Below are 17,704 nucleotides of genomic sequence, written 5' to 3' on the forward strand. Positions count from 1 at the left end.
AGCCTGTGTACATGTGGCATAGGCTTCCAGCCTGTGAAAGTGTGGCATAGGCTTCCAGCCTGTGTAACCATCAGCCCGACTACATCCCCATCTCATCAGAAGGCAACCCGAGCAGATGAATACGAATCTTGGCCTGAGCTATCAAGCTCGCAAAGCGCTCAACGTTCACATCGGCGAAGCGGCCGGAACCGAGATTGCTAACTTGTTACAGAAATTGGTAGCGCAGATCGAAGAGCTGAAGCGTACCAAGGTCAACATTACGCCCGTGGTCCCGACTGCCAAGCTGCCTGACGAGATGTCAGCTGCGCTGGAACATGAGCATTTCTAACGCTTGTGGCATAGGCTTCCAGCCTGTGGCATAGGCTTCCAGCCTGTGTGTATCGGGCAGATCTGTGCGCAGCGGCGCACTACTAGTACCGCACGAAGTAACTCACCGCAAATCCGAGTCTCGGAGAGACCTCGGCTACGTGCTCGACGAACCAACTTGACGCATCGAGTACGAGTAGGAGTAGGAGTAGGAGTAGGAGCAAAACCTACAAAAAATTAGAGCGGCTGGGGACAGCCGCTCTACATAGTTTCCAAAGATAATGATCGCCAGAGGGTCCAGGGCGCTTAGCGCTTGCTGAACTGGGTACCGCGTCGGGCACCGTGCAGACCGTACTTCTTGCGTTCCTTCATGCGTGAATCACGGGTCAAGTAGCCGTCATCGCGCAGAGGTTGGAACAATTCCTGGTCGTGGCTGCAGAGAGCACGAGCGATGGCCATGCGCACAGCGCCGGCCTGACCACTGATACCGCCGCCTTGAACGCGAGCGACCACATCGACCGAGCCTTGCTGACCGACGTGCTCGAGCGTTTCGATCACTGCCTTCTGGTGTTGAACGCAAGGAAAGAACTGGTCCAAACTGCGACCGTTGACGACAATCTTGCCGGAACCTGGTCGAATCCGTACTCGGGCGACGGAGGTCTTGCGACGGCCAGTGCCTAGTGAATCACCGCTGACCTTGTCTTTCTTTACTGCAACCATAACGCTTCAAACTCAAGAGAAATACGTGTGTGTGACTGAATGAAAGTAAGTTCTTACGAAGCCTTCTTGCCAAGTTCAATTGGCTCGGGCGACTGGGCAGCATGCGGATGCTCGTTGCCTACGTAAACCTTCAACTTAGCTAGCATATGGCGACCCAACTTGTTCTTGGGAAGCATGCGGCGAACGGCTTCCAGGATAAGATCCTCGGGTTTGCGGTCAAAGCGAGATTGATAGCTCTCCATCTTTTGACCGGTGTAGCCGTTGTACCAAGCGTAGTGCCGGTGTTCCATCTTATTGCCAGTCATGACCACTTTCTCCGCGTTGGTAACGACGACAAAGTCGCCGGTATCTACGTGAGGAGTGTAAGTTGGGCGATGTTTGCCCATCAGAATCATCGCAATATCGCTTGCCAAACGGCCCAAAATCTGATTGGAGGCATCAGCCAAGAACCACTTTTGTGGCAGTTCGTTAGGCTTGGCAACGTAAGTCTTTTGCATGAAAGTCGGCATGGCAGAACCCGTAAGGGCCGAAATAACCTGTGTTGAAATCGCTCTAGTAGCGGGGAAGCCCAAAAGTTTAGCCGCCTGCCCGAAAGCTCGCAAGTCGTAATTTCGCTCTTGTCACTGGCCAAGGCCAACCAGTACATCTCAGACCGATTATGGGGAGCCGTAGCCGATCTCGCCAGAGATTGGATGAGTCGAATTTCCCGTAGCCGATCTCGCCAGAGATTGGATGTGTGAAGTTTGACGTAGCCGATCTCGCCAGAGATTGGATGTGTGAAGTTTGACGCGTCCAAAGTCTGGCGACTTCGGCTACTACAAAACTCTAGATTTCTTTTCAGCATGCAAGATCCAACACCTCGGCACGACTGGCTCGCAACTCTGTTGAGCCGCGTCGCCTACCAATCGGCTAGCCGCCCGGTGTGGACGGCGTGTGCTGCTGCTCTGGTGACTTGCCTGGCTATTGTCCTGACGGCCTCGAGGCTGGAATTTCAGACGAGCCGTCTGGCCCTGCTCAACCCCAAGGCCGCCTATAACCAACGTTGGCTACAGTTCCTGGACCGCTTCGGTCGCCAAGACGATGCGGTCCTTGTCGTCTCCCACACCGACCCTAAACGTTTGGCAACCGCCCTAGTGGACGTCGGCATGCGGCTCGAGGCAGACTCGCAGCTGACCGGGGTGTTGTATCGCCAATCGTTGGGCAACCTGGCTTCCAAGTCGCTGTACCTGATGCCGACTGATCGCCTCAGTCAGCTGACGCAACTGCTGCAAACTTTAACGACCATGACCAGCTCGGCCGACTCTACATCGTCGGTAACGCGGGCGGGACATGTGGAGAATGTGTCAGGTCTTCACCACAATTCCAACTTGCCGATCTTCTCGGCGATCCATCAGGCTCAAAGGGGCCTGGCAGAATTGGCCGATTCCATTCCGCTCGAGGGACCACTGCTGCTGGAAGATGGTGGCACTCTAGGGCTGTGCCTGGTTCGCATGCCGCACCTGGATGACGAGCCTGAACAAGCCCAAGCGGTCATTGATCGGCTGACCGAACATATCGACAAGCTGCAGCCGCAATACCCTGATGTTCAATTTGGTATGACGGGCATGCCCATTCTGGAATGGGACGAAGGTCGATCGAGCCAACGCGACATGCAGAAGGCCACGCTGCTCAGCCTGGCTGGCGTGGCCCTGATCTTCGTGATTGGGTTTGGATCATGGCGGATGCCATGCGTGGCAGTCCTCGGACTGGCGATTGGACTGATTTGGACAGTCGCCCTGGCAACCTTGTTTATTGGACACTTGAATCTCTTCAGCGTTGCCTTTGGCGCCATCATCGCGGGCCTGGGCATTGACTACGCCATTCACTTCCTTTCACGACTGCGGACTACAGACCTACTGCAACGTCACGCGGCTGAGTGGCCTCAAGCTTTGGGTGAGGCGGTTGCCTATTGTGGCAAAGGCATCGTGACCGGAGCAGTCACGACGGCCGCCGCCTTTGCCGTTGCTGTGCTCACCCCTTTCAAAGGGATGACTGAACTGGGATTGATCTGTTCCTTTGGAACTTTAGCGTGCCTGGTGGTGACCTTGACCGTGCTGCCGGCGCTGATCGTCTTGCAAGCTCGTTACTTGCCCAAGTTCGAAGTGGCCTCATGGACCGGCGGGCTGAGTGCGTTTCACCAGCGGATGATGCATCTGCTCGCATGGAGCAATCGCTCGAACATGCGTTTTCGCACGCCCATGTTGATCAGCACTGCGCTAGTGACTATCTACTCGGCAGCCCAGATTCCACGTTTGGTTTACGATCACAACCTTTTGAACTTGCAAGCTGAAGATGCACCCAGCGTTCAAATCGAACATCAACTGACAGCCCGCTCACAACACAGCGCGTGGTTCGCCGTCAGTATGGCTCGATCTCCAGCCGCAGCCCGCGCATTGCACGAGCAATTTTCCAAGCTACCCAGCGTGGCCAGAGTTGACGAGATCGGCGGAGTGCTGGCGGACAGTCGCGATGCTTCCAAGCGCGAACTGGTCAAAGCCTGTCGCGATAATGCATTGATGCTGTCGCACAGTATCCAACAAAACTCGGGCGCCGCGCTAGCCGGAGTCGTGCTTGGGCAAGCAGGCTCAATCCTGCCGGCCAGTCATCCATCGCCTCCATCCATCGATCCGCAGCTGGCCTATCAAATCCAGCAGTTAACTAACTCCATAGCAGCCATGTCCGCTTTGGAACCGCCTCAACTGTCAGACTTTCCTGACGCCGTCCGCATGCGAATGTCGAGCGCCGATGGCCAGACCTTCTTGCTGCGCATCTTCGCCAAAGAGAATCTATGGAAGCGCGAGAATCTACAACAGTTCGTACGAGAACTGGAATCGGTCGATCCGCGCGTAACCGGCCATCCAATTCAAACCTGGTATGCATCCGGCGAACTCGAGAACAGTTATTACCAGGCCGGCATCTATGCGATGCTGATTGTGAGTGCACTATTGATGCTCGACTTGCGCAGTATTCGCCTGGTGGTACTGTCGCTAGTGCCAGTGGGCATCAGCTTTGTGCAACTCTGCGGTTGGCTAGTCGCAATGGAGATTCCCTTCAATGCAGCCAACATGATCGCACTGCCGCTGATCATTGGCATCGGCATTGATGATGGCGTCCACGTCATCCATGATTTTTCACACCGAGGCAGCCACCGATATCGTCTTGGGGGCAGTACGACGCTGGCTATATTATTGACCAGCTTGACCACGATGGTTGGCTTTGGCTGCATGAGCCTGGCTGACCATCGCGGCTTGCATAGCTTGGGGGTGGTGCTGCTGTTCGGAGTCGGCTTGTGCTTGATGCATTCGTGGTTCACCTTGCCAGCCATACTGAGTTTTATGGGCCCCGCGTTCGACAGCCCAGTGTCCGACAGCCCAGTGAATCCAGCCGCGGTAAACAATAGTCCCGCGCTAACTTCTAACGAGGAACTTATCCATCCGCTTAGCGATGGGCAATCGTCGTTGGTACTACCACTTTTGCTGAGCGATATTCCTGTGGTGATGTCCTTGCCGGACTACCCGGAGCTATCTAGCCTCTGATTGGAAACGCTGGCCAGGATCTGGCTCAATACCCACTGTGTAGCTTCGACGAGACGTGCTGCGCGAGCGCCAATGTCCTGGGTATCGACTGGGGCAGGGCATTTCAAATGGGTGGAGTGGTGGATCGTCTTTTGACTAGACCGAAAAGCTAAGCAGAAGAAGACTCTGCCATCGAGCTCGATTGGGCAACCAGGTCCAATGTGACCAGTAACAGCAGCAGCGATGTCTGCTTCGGGCGTGGCGTTCAATGCAGCCAGCGCTAAGAGTTCCGTAACTTTTGAGCTGACCGGTCCGATCTCGGGATCATCCAGGAGTTGAGGGTCGATCCCTAGCCACTCCGATTTGCTGTCGTTGCGATAGACCACCAGGCTGCCGCACAAGTTGTTGGAGACGCCTGGGATATTGGCCAGCGCACCGGCCACTTGGCCGGCGGTACAACTTTCGGCTAGCACCAAGCGCTGTCCGGCAAGTTTGAGTTCTCGAGCCAAGCGATGCGCGATATCGATGGTAGATTGCATGGAATGTCTAAGCCCGTGGATGCGTCCAATTGCTGATTGTTCAAATCTTTAACTTGAGCTTATGCCGCATCACGGGATGTGATCATCGGCGACACAATCCCTACGACCCTACCAAATAGAGTTCAGCAATTGAGTGATAGTGGTGGCCGGTTCCGTGCTGGAGCATGGGAAAAATCTACAGTTTAGAACACGTGACCCCGATGTGCGATTGGCGCGCTCGAAATCTGCCGATCTGCACTACGCCCTTTGGATGAAACCATGTTGACTGCACCTCTGAATTTTGCGCACTCTGATTTCACTGCGCTGGGACTCGATCAGGCCAAATCGTCGTCGAATTCCGGAAAAGTGCAAACGGAACAGACTGTTAATATTTTACACGTGATCAATGGCGAACATTTTTCGGGCGCCGAGCGTGTGCAGCAGCATTTGGGCAAGCAGTTGGATCAATTCGGTTACGCTGCCCATTTTGCGTGTCTCAAGCCCGGCATATTTCCTGAGCTGAGCGAACTACCGGCGGGCCGCGTGCACTTGGCCGCCATGCGCGGGCGATTCGACTTGCGCGCAGTAGATCGCGTGGTGGAACTGGCGGCGGAGACGCAGAGTTTTCTACTTCACGCCCATACGCCACGTGCCGCACTGGTGTGTGCGTTTGCTGCGCATCGTTTGCAGTTGCCGTGGGTTTATCATGTACATTCTCCAGCCGCCCGCGATAGCACTCGCAACGTGCTGAACCGTATCAATGACTGGGTCGAGCGATTTTCGATTGCCTCCTGCGACTTGCTGATCACCGTCAGTCGTTCTTTGCGGCGCGAGATGTTGCGGCGCGGTGTAGCGCGGTCGCGACTGGTGGCAGTGGCCAACGGCGTAGCAGCAATTGAACCGATCAAAGCCGAAGAGCGATTGACGCAGCCTAACTGGCGCTTGGGCCTGATCGCTCTGATGCGGCCTCGCAAAGGAGTTGAGGTAGCGCTAAAAGCCATGGCAGAATTAAAGTCGCAAGGGCAGCCGATCTCGCTGGATCTGATTGGTGGTTTCGAAACAGCCGCTTACGAAACTTCAATTCGCACCATGCTGACCGACTTGAATTTGCAAGACGTGGTGCGACTAACCGGCTTCTCCAGCGATGTGCCGAGCGCCATTCGCACTCTCGACGCGCTGGTGCTGCCGAGTCTCTTTGGCGAAGGCATGCCCATGGTCGTCCTCGAGGCACTAGCGGCCGGCGTACCGGTGGTAGCCACGCGTGTTGAAGGCACACCGGAAGTAGTGCGGCATGGCCAGGAAGGCATGTTGGCCGAGCCACGCAATGCAGCAGATTTAGCCGACAAGATTCGTCAGTTGTGCAGCGACCGAACGAGTTGGCTCGCACTCAGTCGCGCTGCCCTGGCTCGCCATCGCAGCCGCTTCTCCGACATCGAAATGGCCCGCCGCATCGCTCACGCCTACAATCGCATCCTTTGATCTACAGCATGTGGCATAGGCTTCCAGCCTGTGTGGCATACGCTTCTTGCTGGCGTCATCGTTTAACCCGTAGCCGCCAGGCGAGGTGCACCCTCTAACCAAGTCTGCGTTTACCTGAGCATCCACGTGCAGTGGTCAGTGATTTGCCACCTGAGAATCAATCGCTGCGTTCGCCTAGCCTGCGGCTACGGGTTAAACGATGTAGCCGCCAGGCGAGGTGCACCCTCTAACCAAGTCTGCGTTTACCTGAGCATCCACGTGCAGTGGTCAGTGATTTGCCACCTGAGAGTCAATCGCTTCGTTCGCCTCGCCTGCGGCTACGGGTTAAACGATTTGCCGCCAGGCGAGGTGCACCCTCTAACCATGTCTGCGTTTACCTGAGCATCCACTGGCGTTGGTCAGTGATTTGCCAACTGAGAGTCAATCGCTTCGTTCGCCTAGCCTGCGGCTACGGGTTAAACGATGTAGCCGACAGGCGAGGTGCACCCTCTAACCATGTCTGCGTTTACCTGAGCATCCACGTGCAGTGGTCAGTGATTTGCCACCTGAGAGTCAATCGCTGCGTTCGCCTAGCCTGCGGCTACGGGTTAAACGATTTGCCGCCAGGCGAGGTGCACCCTCTAACCAAGTCTGCGTTTACCTGAGCATCCACGTGCAGTGGTCAGTGATTTGCCACCTGAGAGTCAATCGATTCGTTCGCCTCGCCTGCGGCTACGGGTTAAACGATTTGCCGCCAGGCGAGGTGCACCCTCTAACCATGTCTGCGTTTACCTGAGCATCCACTGGCGTTGGTCAGTGATTTGCCAACTGAGAGTCAATCGCTGCGTTCGCCTCGCCTGCGGCTACGGGTTAAACGATTTGCCGCCAGGCGAGGTGCACCCTCTAACCAAGTCTGCGTTTACCTGAGCATCCACGTGCAGTGGTCAGTGATTTGCAACTGAGAGTCAATCGCTGCGTTCGCCTAGCCTGCGGCTTTTGAAGTTGCGCCTTTTTCATGCTAGCAAAAAAACTGCTATTGCAAAAAAAGCGGGTCCATTCCATGAAAAGTTTGTTGAATATCACCAAACATGGAGGAGGACCCGCAATGATTATCGTCGCCGAATCTGCCAAGTCGCTCAAGGGGTATTTGGCTCAATGTAATCTCAAAGAACGCGCATTGATGATGTTCATGCGAATGGTGCTCGCCTTTATTCTGCATCGCGGCCGAATGAGTTGCTCGGCTGCTGCTGGTAGTATTTGCTCCGAGGCAGTTCATCGCGGGGAGGTAACTCGTTTCTTGGCGCAGGCACGTTGGCGGAAATTCGATTTCAATAAAGGTCTGGCCAAGGCACTGCTCGCGAAAGAGTCGAAGCGCGGCAAATTCTTTTTCATTGTGGATGCAACGCAGAAGACGCAGTCTGGTAAGACATCTCAAAACACATACATATGTAGCGCTGGCAATCGCCAACGCAAGAAGAACGGGAATAGTAAAAACAGGAAGCGCGTGAAGACGGATGCTAAATCGATCCACAGCTTCACGTGCGGTGTGCTGATCACTCCCAGTGGCATCCGTGTGCCAAGGCAAATGCCCCACTACACGGAAGAATACAGCGAGCATCGAAAAGTTCCGATGCTGACAACGGCAGAGTGTGCTGCGGAAATGATCCGCACGCTCCCATTGCCAGATGATGCGGAAGTAGTGGTGATAGGCGATACGGCCTATGAATCTCAGGTTGTACGCGAAGCTTGTGAGGAAAAAGGATACACATGGATCTTTCCGGCTAATTCGGAAAGAGTTTATCAAGGCACCAAGGGCAACCGCCCCAAATTGCGGTCTCGTTTAAAGGATTGGACGAGTTTGTCGCTCAAGCGAACCAGGCTTCACGCGAGTACGGGCAAGTACGCCTCTTACCGGCGGCTTTCCAAGTATCGTATTGGGCCGAAAACGAAACATCGCGATTACTATACGCACAAGGAAAAAGCAGAGGTACGGAACGTCGGTTCAGTGCTACTGATTTTTTCGACAACGAAATCCAATCTAGTGAAGGCGACTTCCGACGACGTCAAAATCCTGATGACGAATGCTGTTGATTTGAGTGTGCTTGAAGTGATCGAGATGTACTCGCTCCGCTGGCAAATCGAACTATTCTTCAAAGAACTAAAGTCTACGCTCGGTTTCGATCAGTACTCGTTCAAAGACTTCCGAGCTGTGGAGACTTGGACTGAGTTGGCGATTACTACGGTATTGTTCTTGGAAGATATGCGTATCACAAGAATGAATGACCGTAGGCTCGACGAGGAGAGGCGACGATGGTGGGCCATGCAGCGACTGCATGGACTGTGCTTAGCCTACCGCCAAGAAAGTATGGGCCAAGAACTAAAGTACATCAACGACCGCCTAAAAACTTCTGGAGGCATCAACAAACTCAAACGATTGATGGCTGCAGCACTTCCAACAGAATACAGGATAGCCGTATGATTTAAGCAAAAAAGGCGCAACTTCAAAACCTGCGGCTACGGGTTAAACGATTTGCCGCCAAGCGAGGTGCACCCTCTAACCATGTCTGCGTTTACCTGAGCATCCACTGGCGTTGGTCAGTGATTTGCCACCTGAAGATCAATCGCTGCGTTCGCCTCGCCTGCGGCTACGGGTTAAACGATTTGCCGCCAGGCGAGGTGCACCCTCTAACCAAGTCTGCGTTTACCTGAGCATCCACGTGCAGTGGTCAGTGATTTGCCAACTGAGAGTCAATCGCTGCGTTCGCCTCGCCTGCGGCTACGGGTTAAACGATTTGCCGCCAGGCGAGGTGCACCCTCTAACCATGTCTGCGTTTACCTGAGCATCCACGTGCAGTGGTCAGTGATTTGCCAACTGAGAGTCAATCGCTGCGTTCGCCTCGCCTGCGGCTACGGGTTAAACGATTTGCCGATTGTCAAACTTGATCCAAGCAAACCGAGGCTAACGCCGGCTAACGCCTACGGCTTGGATAGTGTTACATCGCCGAAGGTCATGTAGACCAGTGTGCTGCCTGCCGGACCGCAATAGGCACCATTGGCTTGGGCCAGCCTGACGGTTACCGCCGTAAATTCCCAAGCGTCTTCCTCCGAACACTCAATCATGCGGTTGGAATACTCAGGCAGACCGTGGTCTTCGCCAAATCGACGAGCCAACTCTGCATGCTTACGCAGTGGCTCTTCCACGGATGGATGATCCCAACCCCACAGAAACGTACCATCCTCTATGTTGTAGGTGCCGACGATTTGCATATCAGCAGTGGCCACCCGGCCATCAGCGAAGACTAGCGTAATCTTCCCAGTGTCTTGGTCGACCGACCAAGTCTCTTCTTCGCCCAACTGCCAGGTCGCGGTATGAGCGGCCGTCTGCGCTTTCAATCCCTCTAGCGATTGCTCGATGAATGCGTTGACATCGGGAACCACGACATCCTCCAAACCACAATCATCGAAGGAACGGCAAAAAATACATGACTAGCCGATTCAAGTTTAGGACGGCAGTGAACTGGAGTCACCAGGCGACTCGCCGGCACGGTCGAAGTGGCGGAGCTCTTGCAGCCATACGCGAATGTCGTGATCGTACTCGCTAGCCAAATCACCAAAGACCAATTGGCGATGAAACTGCGCAGCGCCGTCTTCGAGCAACTCGGCCGCTTCGGCACTGGGGAAACGACGCCCAGGATCCGGCGCAATGCAGCGTCGACATAAATTCATCAAGTGATTGTTGCACGTCACTTCCTGCGGCAACATATCCTGCAGCTGATGAGGCAATTTGCGTTTGGCTTCCAGCAAATCTCGCAGATTCATATCACCGGGAAAACATGGCCGGCCAGCCAGCATTTCAATTAGCACATAGCCTAAACTTGCCAAGTCACTGCGCGGTGTACAGCAAGACCCCTCTAGAACCTCCGGGGCAGCATAAGCCGGCGTGCAGGCGCGCTGGTTGGGCAGATCATCCAACTCAAAAGCCGAACCAATATCGATCACCTTCGCATGCCCCGTGCGTTTGAGCATGATGTTCGACGGCTTGATGTCGCCATGCACCACCTTCTCACGATGCAAGGCCGCCAAGGCTGCCAGGCAGTCCCGAACAATCGCCACGGCTACACCGGCTTTGAATCGCGTTTGCTCGGGCCCGAAGGTTGCGATCACACTGTTGATATATTCCCAGCGCTTGGTCGCCGATCGCTCGCGCACCATCTCCAACTGGCGCGGATCCATCAACTGTCGCAGGTCATAACCATCGATCCATTCCATGACCATAATGCGAATGCGACTTCGATCGACAAAGTCCTGCACGTCCAACACATTATCGTGCTGAATCAAGGCGACGCGCGAGGCCACTCGCGCTAGTCGAGCCATCGCTTTGTCATAGGCTGCCGGCGATGGGAAACGTTCGGGCGAAAAGAACTTCATCGCCACTGGCTGATTGAAACCATCAGCCCCGCGACGCTCGCTCAGAAACACGACTCCTTGGCCGCCGCTACCTAGCTGGCGATCCAGTTGATGGTACGTGGTCCACTGAACCCGGCCGCCCGAAATGAGTGCATCGTAGAGTTCAATCAGCTCTTTGTTAGTTGGTACAACCGCCTGCGCGCCATCAAGAGCTCGCGTTCGGCCTTCCTCTAGCATCGTTGTTGTCGGCATTGCCACTTCCTTGGCTGTGGGTGTTACTAGTGACTATAACCACCCGGCGCTTAAGATGATACTAGCCGTTTACATTACGTTAACGGCCATCACATCCGGATGTGGAAATCCTAAGCGTTTGTCCACTAGATTCAAAAGCGGCTGGCCGCTCTGAAAACGTCGCAAGTTCTCGCACGCCAAGCGCGTCGAATCACAAACTCGCGACGCCGCCTGAGCTCCAACATGAGGGGTAATGATGACCTGCGGTTGAGTCCACAGTGGACTCTTCTCCGGTAACGGCTCGACATAGGTCACATCCAGTCCCGCTCCCGCCAAATGCCCACTCTCCAGCGCGGCCACCAGGGCCACTTCATCAACTACTTGCCCGCGCGCTACGTTGATCAAGCGACTACCCGGCCGCATCGCTGAAAAGACACTCGCATCGATCAGCTTCTCCGTGCTAGCATTCAGCGGTAAACAAAGGATCAAGGTGTCAACTTGGGCGGCCATCGCGATCAGCTGATCGGCTGGCCACAGTTCAGCCACTTCAGCCGGCTTTCTAACCGGATAATAATCCGTTGCCAGAATTCGAGTGCGAAACGGGGCCAACAGCTGAGCCAACCGACGACCGTTGCCGCCCAGGCCTACAATCCCCACCGTCTGTCCGTGCAAGTCACCCGTTGGTCGACGGACAAACTCACGTGATTGCGCTTGGCGAAAAAATGTCGGCAACCCGCGCAGCAATCCCAACAGCAGTGCCAGCGTCTGTTCAGCCACCTGATTGGCAAACAACCCGGATGCACTGCAAACCGGAATGGATGACTCGATCACACTTGGTACCAGGCAATGATCCAGGCCAGCTGCCGAACTTTGAATCCACTTCAGCCGTCCTTGTCGTACCACATCGTCCCAAGGTACCGGGACTTTGGCATGACCAATAAAGATATCGGCCTCCAGCAGGGCCTTGCCAATACCTTCCTGGCCAGCGTCTACTATCCTAGCTCCCGGGGCCGCAGCAGCTATCTGCTCGCGATGCCGCTCCTCGACTGGATAGCACAGGACAATGTTCCAGCCGACCAGTGAACGAGTTGAACCTGCCATCGAACGAGCGACCCCAAAAGTAATTTTCTAATGCAACCTCCCTGTCAGAACACAAGCGAATTAACCATAACCGATCCATCCAGCCTGGCTAGTGGCCCAGCCCAGCAGCCGCGTGAGCCACTCAGCTTCATGCAGTGGTGGCTGAGCGATTGGGGGCCCGGACCGCTGATCGCCCTGGCTCTCCCGCTGGTGATATCGACCGGCCTGACCTCCGTAATGCTCTTCACCGACCGCACCTTGCTGTACTATTGGGACAAGACCAATTCGGCCTCAGCGGCCATGGGCGCCGGCACGTTCTACTGGGCATTGATGTGCCTGCCGACCGGCATGCTCAGTTACCTCAGCACTTTTGTATCCCAGTACATCGGCGCCGGACGCCCCGAGCGGATCATCGTCGCGTATCGTCACGCCCAACGACTTTCTTGGATGATGGTCCCGCTGTTAGTTCTGGCTTTCGTCTTTGCTGACTTTCCTTTTTGGTATTTCAACCATACCGAAACCATGCAAGCGCTGGAGTCGACGTACTTGCGAACCCTGATCATCGGGGGGATCGCTGTTCTATTTTATAGTGCGCAAAGCGGGCTAATGACTGGCCTGGGCTATACCGGCTGGGTCTTGGTCATCGACGCTATCTCGACGATTGTCAATTTTGTCTTGAGCTTCATTATGATCTTTGGCTACGGCCCCATTCCAGCCATGGGAGTACTGGGGGCCGGCGCAGCGACCGCCATCGCCTTCTGGCTCAAGTTGCCTTTGGCCGCCTGGCTGATTCGAGTTCGACCGGAATTGAGTTCGCTCAGTCGCAGTACCAAGCGCGTGGCCTGGGAACCAGAGATGCTGCGCAGGCTGGTGCAATTCGGCGCGCCGGCTGGACTGCAGATGCTCTCTGAGTCCGCCGCCTTCACGATCATCATGTTGCAAGTGGGTGCCCTGGGACCTTTGCCAATGACGGCCACGACCCTGGCCCTGGGCCTGAACGTCTTGGCCTTTGTACCGATGATGGGTTTGGGTATTGGCTTGGGTGTGCTGGTTGGTCGACATGTGTTGGAACGGCGCGTCGATCTCGCCCAACGTACGGTCACCTGCGGCCTGGCGCTATCCCTCATCTATACAGGTTTCTGCGCGATCATGCTCGGCGGCTTTCCAGACTTTGTTTCGAGCATCTATGCCATGGGCTCCGACGATCGCTTTGATGAAGTTCGTCCGCTGCTGATGCCCTTGCTACAAATCATCGCTTTCTATTGCATCCTGGATGGCTGTCAGATCGTATTCGTAGGCGCAATCAAAGGTGCTGGCGATACAACTTTTGTGCTGCTGGGTACCGCAGCCCTGGGCTTTGGATCGGTTGGACTGGGCCTGATCGGCGAGCTTATTTTGGGCAGCAGTTTGATGCTGTGGTGGTACATCATCGCCATTTGGGTGCTGGGCATGGCTGTTGTATTCGGCCTGCGCTACTTTCAAGGGAAATGGAAGACGATGCAAGTTATTGAGCAAGTGGCTGAATAAACCCAGTTCACACTTCGCCAATGCGAGAAGGCGCGCAAATTGCTTGTGGCCCTCTCTATCATGGATGCTCAAACACACTCAACGGGTGCCGGCACCAAAGTGGCGCTGGGGCTGACCAACTGTATTTTGCTGGCGATGGTGGTAGCGGTTACCAGTGCGGCCATTTACGTACACTATTTCTATGAGCCGAAAGTCGATCCGGACTACGTGTCGCGGTTGACCGAAACGGCTGCGGAGCGGCTGAGCTATCACAGCACAGATCTGGAGCGCGAAGCCTTCCAGCTCACCGAAGAGACCTGGCCAATCGTCCAGCAAGTGTTGATCGAACAAGCACGCCACGATTATCCACTTCTGGCCCGAAGCCTGGAGCATGAAGGCTCCGTGTACTTCAATAACGTCGAAGACGCTTTTCTGGTCAAAGTCAAAACTCGCTACCATGATTATTTGATGCAACATCGGCAGATTTTGACGAGCGAATTTCCTGAACACGCCACGCGGGAAAATGTGCAGCGCGTGCTGGCTGCGTTCGAAGCCACCTTTGCCGAACTGGTTGATCGATATTACTTGGACCATTTCCGTCAAGAAGCTGCCCGCACCGAACATCTCTGGCGTTCTATTCCGCCCGCCCGACTACCTGAATACGATGAACCGGCGTTAGAAGAGCAATTGGCTCAGACGGCTCAAGATTGGTTGTTGACGGTCAGTCGGCCAGCGCCTGCCTCCGATTGAACTACGCTAAGGAACCGTAAAAAAATAAATGTCCGGACTGACAGTGCTGCGGAGAGCCATTGACTTCAAGCCAAGAATGTTCATTGGCACGCAGAGTAGCGGTTCGATGCAGCTCGCTGCGACAGTTGGATGCAAGAATCGCCGGTTTTGGCTGTTAAATTGGTAAAACGGGTCCATGCCCAACCGTGCGGTTCAAACCGATGCCTGCAGTGATGAACGAACAATTTCAAAATCAAGAACTCATTCCCTCTGATGCGATTAGTCCGGACATTTATTTTTTTACGGTTCCTGAACCAATGTTAAGGTGTATTGCCCAATCATGACACGCAGTTTGTCTTGGCTCTCGACGCTCTTGGCCTTTGTGCTTGTCATCGAATGTGGCGGCCTGACCTACAGCGTCTACCACAAAATTCGCCGCGAAACTCAGCCGCAGCGGTTGGTTGATCGCGTCGAGCAAGCGGTCATCCAAAACTACCCTGAGATCAAACGCCAATGGCTCAGCGCGACTGAGCAACAGACACCTCACCTCGCGCAAAACTTCAGCCACTCACTGATTGAACGTTTGCCTCAGCTGCGTGAAGAACTCGAAACACTTACCGTGCGGCAGCTGGAGCGGGGCATCGACAGCGCTGTGGAACTAAGCGCCGATGAGTTTCGGCAATGGCTGCGTGACAATCATCAAGCCATCGAAGACATCTTTGTGCAAGTGGAACAGGCGCCCAACGAAGCACGTTGGTTAGTGTTGGATACGGAGGCCAGTCTGGAAGAACAGCTGGGCGTAGACCTGCAAGATCAAGCCAAGTTGACACTCGAGTTCTACCGCATCATCAACGACAAACTTGAACGGTTAGCCGATCCTGACGCTCAGCTAACACGGCAAGAGCGGCTGGAGCGCCGCACCATTCGCATTGTGCGAGCCTTAACGATGAGCGCTCCAGACGCGCGCAATACTGCTTGGAGAAATTAGAATCGCCCCGACCTTTGGGCACCTCACAGGGATTTAGGCGTAAAGGCACCCCTGAGAAGTGACCCGTGGTCGAGCGACGATCATCAGAGTTTGGTCCCCTGATGACGTTGTCTGAGATCGGAAGCACGCGAAATCCAGGCAGACAGCGGGTGCTCATCTGCAGGCATAAATCTGGCCTACCCAGACCTCCCATGCTTCCCATTCGGGCGAAGACTGGGCATCAGCCGGGCATTGGGTCTCAGAAAGACCCGCTGATAGCTCCAGTTACTCTCAGTCACAATCGCCTCTGAAAATTTGAACGAAAATTTCATGAGCGACGGCCGTTCACAGCCGCTCGGGCGCGATCAACTGTGTGCCGACACCCATCAATGGCAGGTTGTGCCTGGAATCTGACACCGTTTTGCATTTTTTTTGCCAAGAATCTGGCACAAATTCCTCCAACCACCTGCAAAACGCTTAACACAGAACGCTCTTGGCCTAGACTGACTGTTCTCGTTTCCCCACTATGTCTCTCGTCTTTTCCTTTTGATCATGTCACCGAGCTCTTCCATGGATCTTTACGATTCGAGATTCGACACGCGGATCAGCATGCTTGATCGGCTGCGTCAGAATGGAGCGGCTGACCCAGCCTGGCAAGAATTCGTCACCCGATACTCCAATTTGCTGAAAGCCTGGTGTAGGCAGTGGGGCGTGGGTAGTTCGGATATTGACGATGTCGTCCAGGAAACACTTATCGCTGTAATATCAAGCTTGGCGAATTTCGAACATCGTGGGACAGGCAGCTTTCGCGGCTGGATGAAAACGATCGCTCGCCGCTGCTTCGCTCAGTTGATCAAACACTACGTGCGCAATCCGGCTGCCGGTGCCGCCACGCTTGAATCGACCGAACTGGCCTGCGAAAAATTGGTCGATAGCTTCGATCAGGAAGCCCATCGCGAACTGGTCAACATCGCCTTCCAATCGGTCAAGCAGCGAGTTCACGAAGCTACCTGGCAGGCCTTTGAACTGTCGGCCATCGAAGGCTTGCCAGGGGCCGAAGTTGCCCAGCGCCTGCAAATACAAATCTCCAGCGTCTATGTGGCACGAGGCCGCGTCCAACGCATGATCAGCGAAACAATCGCCAAACTCGATAGCGACGCTTGAGCGAATCGCTTCCAATCTCTGGCGAGATCCGCTACGGCTATTTTTGATAGATCGGTAGGTAGTGGTACTTCACCGAGAGGCTGAGCACGGCCAGGCTGGTCGAATAAATCTTGCCTGCTCCACCCTCTTCGCCGCTAGGTGCCGTCCAGGAGCCATCGGGCTGCTGCCGATCGAGCAACATTTGCTTGACCAGCCGATCGGCCGTCTCGGCATGTTCGCCGCCGCGCTGATACATGCCCTGAGCGTAGTAATACGTGCCGTAAAAAAAGAACCGCTCGTTCCATTGCGGAGGATGAGCCATTAACCAGTCCGCAGCCCCGGCTACTAAAGGCGATTCATACTCGCCACAGACTTGCATCGCCAGCAGTCCCGCCGCGGTCATCGTGTAGGTGGGATTATTCTGATCCGGTATGTAACTAAACCCTGCCGGACCTCCAATCGGTACTCCACGCGAATCGAGTCGCGAAGTATACGATCGCTTCAAATAATCGATGGCTTGTTGAATCGATTCGGCCGGCACATCCAGGCCATCATTCTTAGCCGAACGCAGGGCCATCAATTGCCAAACGGATACCGACAAATCCGAATCATTGGAATTAGGCGTGTATCGCCAGCCACCTCGATCTTGAACGCGTTTGGATTGCTTCTGCGCGCTTAAGATCAGGTTGATCGCTTTTTGGCAACCATCGTGGATGAGCACATCTTGTTCAGCGCTAGCACCCATACCCAGCATTTCGGTCAGCATGAGTGTCGTGATACCGTGGCCATACATGCGCGAGCCATCTCGATTGCCAAAGTATCCATCTTTGTCTTGACGATCACCGCTGAGCACGAAGCTGAGTGCTTTGCGCATGGCTTCGCCGCGCGGCGAATTCTCCGAAGTGGTCGCGCCGGCACTGGCCATGGCCATGATCGCCAGCGACGTCATCGTGGTTTCGTTTTGATGCTCCACGATCGCTCCGTCGGCCCGCTGCTTGGTGATCAAATACTTGATCGCTCGACCCACCGTTTGATCCACCGCATCGTCTTGCCCCATTGTCTCCTTTCGCTCCGCGAAAGGCAGC

Annotated in this window: 15 protein-coding genes; 8 read left to right on the top strand and 7 right to left on the bottom strand. The window is 54.9% G+C overall.

Annotated elements, in window-relative coordinates; genetic code table 11:
• The first annotated feature begins 115 nt into the window (after positions 1–115).
• Positions 116–328 carry a hypothetical protein gene (locus tag SH573x_RS31335; protein WP_479352174.1) on the top strand — a complete coding sequence of 71 codons (213 nt, stop codon included), beginning with the start codon at positions 116–118 and terminating at the stop codon, positions 326–328.
• Positions 329–612: 284 nt separating this feature from the next.
• On the opposite strand, the gene rpsI is transcribed toward SH573x_RS31335, so the two are convergent.
• Together rpsI and rplM are read right to left on the bottom strand one after the other, a co-directional pair.
• Positions 613–1,026 carry a 30S ribosomal protein S9 gene (rpsI, locus tag SH573x_RS31340; RefSeq protein ID WP_479352175.1) on the bottom strand — a complete coding sequence of 138 codons (414 nt, stop codon included), beginning with the start codon at positions 1,024–1,026 and terminating at the stop codon, positions 613–615.
• Between the two features lie 53 nt (positions 1,027–1,079).
• Positions 1,080–1,535, bottom strand: a complete 456-nt coding sequence (rplM, locus tag SH573x_RS31345) for a 50S ribosomal protein L13 (RefSeq protein WP_479352176.1) — start codon at positions 1,533–1,535, stop codon at positions 1,080–1,082.
• A gap of 333 nt (positions 1,536–1,868) precedes the next feature.
• Here rplM and SH573x_RS31350 point away from each other — a divergent pair, with 333 nt between their 5' ends.
• On the top strand, positions 1,869–4,601 hold the full coding sequence (locus SH573x_RS31350; protein ID WP_479352177.1) for an MMPL family transporter: 2,733 nt from the start codon (positions 1,869–1,871) through the stop codon (positions 4,599–4,601).
• Here the strand turns inward: SH573x_RS31350 and SH573x_RS31355 are convergent.
• On the bottom strand, positions 4,577–5,119 hold the full coding sequence (locus SH573x_RS31355; RefSeq protein WP_479352178.1) for a CinA family protein: 543 nt from the start codon (positions 5,117–5,119) through the stop codon (positions 4,577–4,579). The two genes, SH573x_RS31350 and SH573x_RS31355, sit on opposite strands and share 25 nt — an antisense overlap.
• 258 nt (positions 5,120–5,377) lie before the next feature.
• On the opposite strand from SH573x_RS31355, the gene SH573x_RS31360 reads away from it, so the two are divergent.
• Together SH573x_RS31360 and SH573x_RS31365 are read left to right on the top strand one after the other, a co-directional pair.
• Positions 5,378–6,577: a glycosyltransferase gene (locus SH573x_RS31360; protein WP_479352179.1), complete on the top strand. Its 1,200-nt coding sequence runs from the start codon at positions 5,378–5,380 to the stop codon at positions 6,575–6,577.
• A 1,084-nt stretch (positions 6,578–7,661) separates the two neighbouring features.
• Complete coding sequence (locus SH573x_RS31365; RefSeq protein WP_479348747.1) at positions 7,662–9,035, top strand: transposase; 1,374 nt, start codon at positions 7,662–7,664, stop codon at positions 9,033–9,035.
• 497 nt (positions 9,036–9,532) lie between these two features.
• Here the strand turns inward: SH573x_RS31365 and SH573x_RS31370 are convergent, their stop codons facing one another.
• From SH573x_RS31370 to SH573x_RS31380, 3 genes are all read right to left on the bottom strand, one after another.
• Entirely contained in the window at positions 9,533–9,994 is a 462-nt protein-coding gene (locus SH573x_RS31370; RefSeq protein ID WP_479352180.1) for a DUF6882 domain-containing protein, read from the bottom strand.
• A 63-nt stretch (positions 9,995–10,057) separates the two neighbouring features.
• Complete coding sequence (locus SH573x_RS31375; RefSeq protein ID WP_479352181.1) at positions 10,058–11,215, bottom strand: serine/threonine-protein kinase; 1,158 nt, start codon at positions 11,213–11,215, stop codon at positions 10,058–10,060.
• A gap of 69 nt (positions 11,216–11,284) precedes the next feature.
• The gene (locus SH573x_RS31380) at positions 11,285–12,295 is read right to left on the bottom strand and encodes a D-2-hydroxyacid dehydrogenase (RefSeq protein WP_479352182.1); all 1,011 of its coding nucleotides are present in this window, start codon (positions 12,293–12,295) and stop codon (positions 11,285–11,287) included.
• A 30-nt stretch (positions 12,296–12,325) separates the two neighbouring features.
• On the opposite strand from SH573x_RS31380, the gene SH573x_RS31385 reads away from it, so the two are divergent.
• The 4 genes from SH573x_RS31385 (at position 12,326) to SH573x_RS31400 (ending at position 16,640) form a co-directional block, all read left to right on the top strand.
• The gene (locus SH573x_RS31385) at positions 12,326–13,801 is read left to right on the top strand and encodes an MATE family efflux transporter (RefSeq protein WP_479352183.1); all 1,476 of its coding nucleotides are present in this window, start codon (positions 12,326–12,328) and stop codon (positions 13,799–13,801) included.
• Positions 13,802–13,861: 60 nt separating this feature from the next.
• Positions 13,862–14,530, top strand: a complete 669-nt coding sequence (locus SH573x_RS31390) for a hypothetical protein (RefSeq protein ID WP_479352184.1) — start codon at positions 13,862–13,864, stop codon at positions 14,528–14,530.
• 319 nt (positions 14,531–14,849) lie between these two features.
• Positions 14,850–15,497, top strand: a complete 648-nt coding sequence (locus SH573x_RS31395; protein WP_479352185.1) for a hypothetical protein — start codon at positions 14,850–14,852, stop codon at positions 15,495–15,497.
• A 549-nt stretch (positions 15,498–16,046) separates the two neighbouring features.
• Positions 16,047–16,640: an RNA polymerase sigma factor gene (locus SH573x_RS31400; RefSeq protein ID WP_479352186.1), complete on the top strand. Its 594-nt coding sequence runs from the start codon at positions 16,047–16,049 to the stop codon at positions 16,638–16,640.
• Between the two features lie 37 nt (positions 16,641–16,677).
• Here SH573x_RS31400 and SH573x_RS31405 read toward each other — a convergent pair whose 3' ends face one another.
• Positions 16,678–17,676 (bottom strand): prenyltransferase/squalene oxidase repeat-containing protein, encoded by a 999-nt coding sequence (locus SH573x_RS31405; RefSeq protein WP_479352187.1) that lies wholly within the window; start codon positions 17,674–17,676, stop codon positions 16,678–16,680.
• Between the last annotated feature and the right edge of the window lie 28 nt (positions 17,677–17,704).

The sequence above is a fragment of the Rania fehmarnensis genome (genome assembly GCF_056494185.1).

What these genes read in the sequence shown, in the direction of transcription:
- SH573x_RS31335 (WP_479352174.1), top strand. Translation starts at nt 116, where the DNA reads ATGAATACGAATCTTGGCCTGAGCTATCAAGCTCGCAAAGCGCTCAAC.
- rpsI (WP_479352175.1), bottom strand. Translation starts at nt 1,026, where the DNA reads ATGGTTGCAGTAAAGAAAGACAAGGTCAGCGGTGATTCACTAGGCACT.
- rplM (WP_479352176.1), bottom strand. Translation starts at nt 1,535, where the DNA reads ATGCCGACTTTCATGCAAAAGACTTACGTTGCCAAGCCTAACGAACTG.
- SH573x_RS31350 (WP_479352177.1), top strand. Translation starts at nt 1,869, where the DNA reads ATGCAAGATCCAACACCTCGGCACGACTGGCTCGCAACTCTGTTGAGC.
- SH573x_RS31355 (WP_479352178.1), bottom strand. Translation starts at nt 5,119, where the DNA reads ATGCAATCTACCATCGATATCGCGCATCGCTTGGCTCGAGAACTCAAA.
- SH573x_RS31360 (WP_479352179.1), top strand. Translation starts at nt 5,378, where the DNA reads ATGTTGACTGCACCTCTGAATTTTGCGCACTCTGATTTCACTGCGCTG.
- SH573x_RS31365 (WP_479348747.1), top strand. Translation starts at nt 7,662, where the DNA reads ATGATTATCGTCGCCGAATCTGCCAAGTCGCTCAAGGGGTATTTGGCT.
- SH573x_RS31375 (WP_479352181.1), bottom strand. Translation starts at nt 11,215, where the DNA reads ATGCCGACAACAACGATGCTAGAGGAAGGCCGAACGCGAGCTCTTGAT.
- SH573x_RS31380 (WP_479352182.1), bottom strand. Translation starts at nt 12,295, where the DNA reads ATGGCAGGTTCAACTCGTTCACTGGTCGGCTGGAACATTGTCCTGTGC.
- SH573x_RS31385 (WP_479352183.1), top strand. Translation starts at nt 12,326, where the DNA reads ATGCAACCTCCCTGTCAGAACACAAGCGAATTAACCATAACCGATCCA.
- SH573x_RS31390 (WP_479352184.1), top strand. Translation starts at nt 13,862, where the DNA reads ATGGATGCTCAAACACACTCAACGGGTGCCGGCACCAAAGTGGCGCTG.
- SH573x_RS31395 (WP_479352185.1), top strand. Translation starts at nt 14,850, where the DNA reads ATGACACGCAGTTTGTCTTGGCTCTCGACGCTCTTGGCCTTTGTGCTT.
- SH573x_RS31400 (WP_479352186.1), top strand. Translation starts at nt 16,047, where the DNA reads ATGGATCTTTACGATTCGAGATTCGACACGCGGATCAGCATGCTTGAT.
- SH573x_RS31405 (WP_479352187.1), bottom strand. Translation starts at nt 17,676, where the DNA reads ATGGGGCAAGACGATGCGGTGGATCAAACGGTGGGTCGAGCGATCAAG.